We start from the raw sequence: 2,034 nt of genomic DNA on the forward strand, positions 1-2,034 counted from the left end.
GGCACGGTCGCCCACCGGCGCGGTGTCAGCGCCGTCCCGGGCCTGTACTTCCTCGGCCTGCCGTGGCAGCACACCCGCGGCTCGGCGCTGCTCGGCTTCGTGCAGCACGACGCCGCCTGGCTGGCGCACCAGATCCTGGGCCGCAAAGGCCGCGACCAGTCCGATCGGGCCATGAGCGAATAGCCGGAACGGCCCGTTGGGTGGCGGTCGGTGTCCGTGCGATGCTCCCCGCGTGGCCGTCGTCACCAGCGCCATGGCGCCTACCCCCGTCGCTCAGTGGCGGGCGCTGCGGGGAGCCTCCGACCGCGCCCGGCGCGCCCTGGTGAGCGCGTGGACCGGCTTCTTCGTCGACATGGTGGACATCTACCTCCCGGTCATCGCGCTCGCCCCGGCAATCGCCTACTTCCAACCGGCCAGCATGACTGCGGGGCAGGCCAGCCTGCTGTTCTACACCACCTTCGCCGCCACCCTGATCGGCCGTCCGCTGGGTGCCGTCGTCTTCGGCCACCTCGCGGACACACTCGGCCGCCGGCGGCTGACGCTGATCTCCATCGCCGGGTTCAGCATCTGCACCACGCTGATCGGTCTGCTGCCCGGCTACGCCCAGGTCGGTTTCGCCGCACCACTGCTGCTGGTGCTGTTGCGCCTGGTGGACGGGGTGTTCCTCGGCGGTGAATACACCGCGGCGACGCCGCTGGCCTTCGAGCACTGCCCACCGGCGGCCCGTGGCCTGTTCGGCGGGCTGCTGATGGGCGCCTACGCCATGGCCTACGCCGTGATCAGCGCGCTCGTTCTGCTCCTGCTCATCGTCCTGCCGGCGGAGCTCTACCAGACGGTCGGCTGGCGGCTGCCGTTCCTGGCCGGCGGCGCCCTCGGCTTCGTCTTCCTGACGTATCGGTCCCGGGTTCCCGAGTCCGACCTGTGGCGGCGCACCCCGACCGAGCCGGCACCGATCCGGACGCTGCTCGCCGGCCGCTTCCGGGGCGATCTCAGCCAGGTGCTCATGCTCATGACCGGGCTGTGGTTCGTCGCCACCAGCGTCGTGTCGATCATGCCGCGGCTGCTGCGGGTGGACCTCGGTCGGCCAGACGTGTGGGTGACCTCGGTGCTCATGGTCGCCCAGCTCTTCGTCCTGGTCGGCTTCGTGGTCACCGGAGTCATCGGCCAGATCGTCGGGCGGCGCCGCACGTTCGTGGTCGCCGCGCTGCTGTCGGGCACCCTCGGGCTGGGCGCGTACTACCTGCTCGCGGCCGGCCACCACCCCGCGTGGACAGCCGCGATCCTGGCGGTTGTGACGCAGGTGGTCGTGCTCGCCGTCTGGGGGGTGGTGACGTCGTACTGCACCGAACGGTTCGTGACCGCGGTGCGCTCCTCAGGCTTCGGCATCGCCTACAGCTTTGCAGTCCTCCCGGCCAGCTTCTACGTCGTCTACCTTGGCCTGTTGGACAACGTCATGCCACACCGGTACACGCAACTGGTGCTGCTCGCCTTCGGCGTCACCCTGACCATTGCGGGCGCACTGCTGGGCCCCGAGACGGTCCGGACGAATCTGTCCGCCGGCCCAGCGGACCGGACGACCGCAGTGCCCACCAGGCCGATCGAGGGCCGGGTCAACGAGTCGATGTCCACCAACCGGTAGCTGCACCGGGGCGCCACCCGCCCGGTCGCCGCGGTGATCAGCCGAAGGCGACCTGGGTAAGTTCGAGGCGGGATGTCACGCCCGTCTTCGCGAAAACGTTGCGCAAGTGGAAGTCGACGGTGCGGGGGCTGACGAACAGCTGAGCGGCGACTTCCCGGTTGGACATGCCCCGTTGCACCAACTGCGCCACCTGCAATTCCTGCGGGGTGAGCTCCGCCGACATCGACGCGTCGCGTTTGCGGGCGGTCTCGCCGGAGGCCCGCAGCTCCTGGGTTGCCCGCTCCGCCCATGGTGCGGCTCTGAGGTCCTCGAACACCTCGAGCGCTGCGCGTAGGTGCTCGCGGGCCGCGACCCGACGCCGGGAGCGGCGTAGGTGCTCCCCGTAGGCCAGCGAC

At 70.6% G+C, this 2,034-nt stretch carries 2 protein-coding genes and 1 pseudogene; 2 read left to right on the forward strand and 1 reads right to left on the reverse strand.

Annotated features, from left to right (window positions below):
• Together VF612_RS08630 and VF612_RS08635 are read left to right on the forward strand one after the other, a co-directional pair.
• Positions 1-183, forward strand: a pseudogene (locus tag VF612_RS08630) (hypothetical protein); the annotation flags it as partial.
• Positions 184-232: 49 nt separating this feature from the next.
• A complete protein-coding gene (locus VF612_RS08635; protein WP_408659448.1) occupies positions 233-1,639 on the forward strand; it encodes an MFS transporter in 1,407 nt (468 codons plus the stop codon).
• Positions 1,640-1,676: 37 nt separating this feature from the next.
• Here VF612_RS08635 and VF612_RS08640 read toward each other — a convergent pair.
• A partial coding sequence (locus VF612_RS08640; RefSeq protein WP_408659449.1) for a helix-turn-helix transcriptional regulator occupies positions 1,677-2,034 on the reverse strand: 358 nt, incomplete at its 5' end.

The organism is Jatrophihabitans sp. (assembly GCF_036388195.1).
Taxonomy (GTDB): domain Bacteria; phylum Actinomycetota; class Actinomycetes; order Mycobacteriales; family Jatrophihabitantaceae; genus Jatrophihabitans_A.